We start from the raw sequence: 2,373 nt of genomic DNA on the forward strand, positions 1-2,373 counted from the left end.
GCCTCAGACTGTGTAAAATACCTGCCAGATTTGCAATTTCCGGCGGCACGCCAAACACAATCGGGTGGTCTAACAAATTCAGAATCGCAAGTTGTACCAATTTTGGAGAGGCCTGAAATTGATTTCCTCGAAACCCGTTCCTTTGATCGCCTGAGGAAATGTTGATCATATTTGTAGGCGATTTCAGAGCAATCAACACATCGCCATGCATCAGAGAAAATTTCGTATTCGGTGAATACATCAGGTCTTGGCTGATACGCCCACCACGAACAACACGAATGATACCTGAAGATTTGGAAGTAAATCCGTGTGCTCTTGAAATCAACTGCCCTAAATCGTGTTCAGGATTCGCAACTTCATATGCCGCACAATGGACAAATTCTCCTAACAGGCCAATCACCGCTGTCCGTTTGAGTTGGTTTTGGGGTTGATTGATATCACGGACAATTGTTTGCGCATGAGTGAAACTCAATGATCCCGATAGCAGGATTATTGAAGAGAATAAAAAACAGAGTGTGCGCCAGCAGAGCATCCGGCCTTCCTTGTGACGATTTGACAGCAGTTTGAGAGAGGATCGAAAGATTTCGATACAATCATTAAAATCGGCATAATCAGAGTTCAAACATCACCCAAAGTCTTGGATTTCGTCGAAAACACCTGATTCCAGAGATGCAGACACATTAGTGGTAAGTGTTGATCAACAAAAGGATTGGGGTAATTATCGGAATCAGGAAGAAACTCCATAGTATCTCAAATTGCGGTTAATTTACTGAGGGGTATTTGTTCCAACTAATTTGTGATATTGGTAGGATAAAGGAGCACATAAGCAGCGGTCGTGCATTCCCGATGATGGTTACGTCTCTGGTATTCCATTAAGCGATTGATATGTAAGAGTTTATGAGTCAGGATGTTTTTGTGAGCGTTACAAGTTTAACCGTTGAGAATTATCTGAAAGCAATCTTGCAAATCAGTCTCCAGTCCGGTTCGGAGTGGATCAGTACCGGTGAATTAGCCAAATATATGGATGTGGCTCCCGGAACAGTGACCAGTATGCTCAAAACTCTGAAACAATCGCAGCATGTTGAATATCGTCCTTACGAGGGCGCCAGCCTGACCGAGAGTGGTAAGCAGACTGCGATCAGAGTGCTAAGACGACATCGGTTGATTGAGCTGTTCCTGTTTCAGACTTTGAAACTGAGTTGGGATCAAATTCATGCGGAAGCAGAAAATATGGAACATGCAGTGAGTGATTTTCTGGTTGATCACATCGACGAGTTTCTCGGCTTTCCGGAAACCGATCCACATGGAGACCCAATTCCTTCTATCGATGGTCAAATGCGTCGTGCCTATCCCAATCTGACAACATTGGCCGCAAGCCAGATAGGAGCGAATGTCAAAATTGTCCAGGTAACCGATCAGGAAACGGAATTCTTGCGGTTTCTATCCCGTTCAGGATTAAAGATTGGCTCTGAAGGGATTGTCAAAGAAAAAAATAGAGAAGCGGGCATTGTTGTCTCGGAATGGAATGGACAACTGATATCAATGGGGATTCATGTCGCAGAGAATGTGAAAGTGGTTCCTCTCTTGGCGAGGTAACAGCAAATGGAATGAATCCGAGCTAACAGAATCTGAGTGAACTTGAAGTTCACTATGCTGAAGAAAGAAAAGAAATTGAGTCACCTCATTTATGAAAATCCGTTGATTAGCCGTTATGCATCCTCTGAAATGAGCCAGATCTGGTCGGCTCAAAAAAAACATTCGACCTGGCGTAGATTATGGGTCGCGCTAGCGGAATCACAGCATGAAATGGGATTGGGGATTAGTGCAGAGCAGGTGCACTCGTTAAAAGCAGCCGTCGATGATATTGATTTCGATCTGGCTGCCAAATACGAAAAAGAACTCCGCCACGATGTGATGGCGCATGTGCATACCTTCGGCGATCGGTGTCCCGATTCGATGGCAATTATCCATTTGGGAGCCACCAGTTGTTTTGTCACAGATAACAGCGAATTGGTGATGATTCGCGAAAGCCTGGAACGAATTCGCGGGCGACTGGTTTCCGTGATCGACCATCTCTCACAGTTTGCAAAAGAGTATCGAGATTTACCCTGCCTGGGATTCACACACTTACAGCCGGCCCAACCAACGACCGTCGGAAAACGGGCGACACTCTGGTGTTATGATCTCATCCTGGATCTGGAAGAAATCGAATACCGTCTGGAAAAACTACGGTTTCGAGGTGTAAAAGGAACCACGGGAACTCAAGCAACCTTCCTGCAGCTCTTCCAGGGAGATCATGCGAAAGTTGATGAACTGGACCGACGTGTCACGGAAAAAATGGGGTTCACAGATCGCTATGCAGTCACCGGACAG

General features: G+C 45.4%; 3 protein-coding genes. 2 read left to right on the forward strand and 1 reads right to left on the reverse strand.

The genetic code is table 11. The features are described from left to right. Positions 1–532: hypothetical protein (locus Q0668_RS06405; protein ID WP_298861542.1), on the reverse strand; the 532-nt coding region annotated here is incomplete at its 3' end. A 383-nt stretch (positions 533–915) separates the two neighbouring features. Here Q0668_RS06405 and Q0668_RS06410 point away from each other — a divergent pair. Together Q0668_RS06410 and Q0668_RS06415 are read left to right on the forward strand one after the other, a co-directional pair. Beyond that, positions 916–1,596, forward strand: coding sequence for a metal-dependent transcriptional regulator (locus Q0668_RS06410; RefSeq protein ID WP_298861545.1), 681 nt, complete (start codon positions 916–918; stop codon positions 1,594–1,596). 54 nt (positions 1,597–1,650) lie between these two features. Continuing rightward, positions 1,651–2,373 (forward strand): lyase family protein (locus Q0668_RS06415; RefSeq protein ID WP_298861548.1); only part of this gene is annotated, 723 nt, incomplete at its 3' end.

This window comes from uncultured Gimesia sp., from assembly GCF_937910335.1.
GTDB lineage: Bacteria > Planctomycetota > Planctomycetia > Planctomycetales > Planctomycetaceae > Gimesia.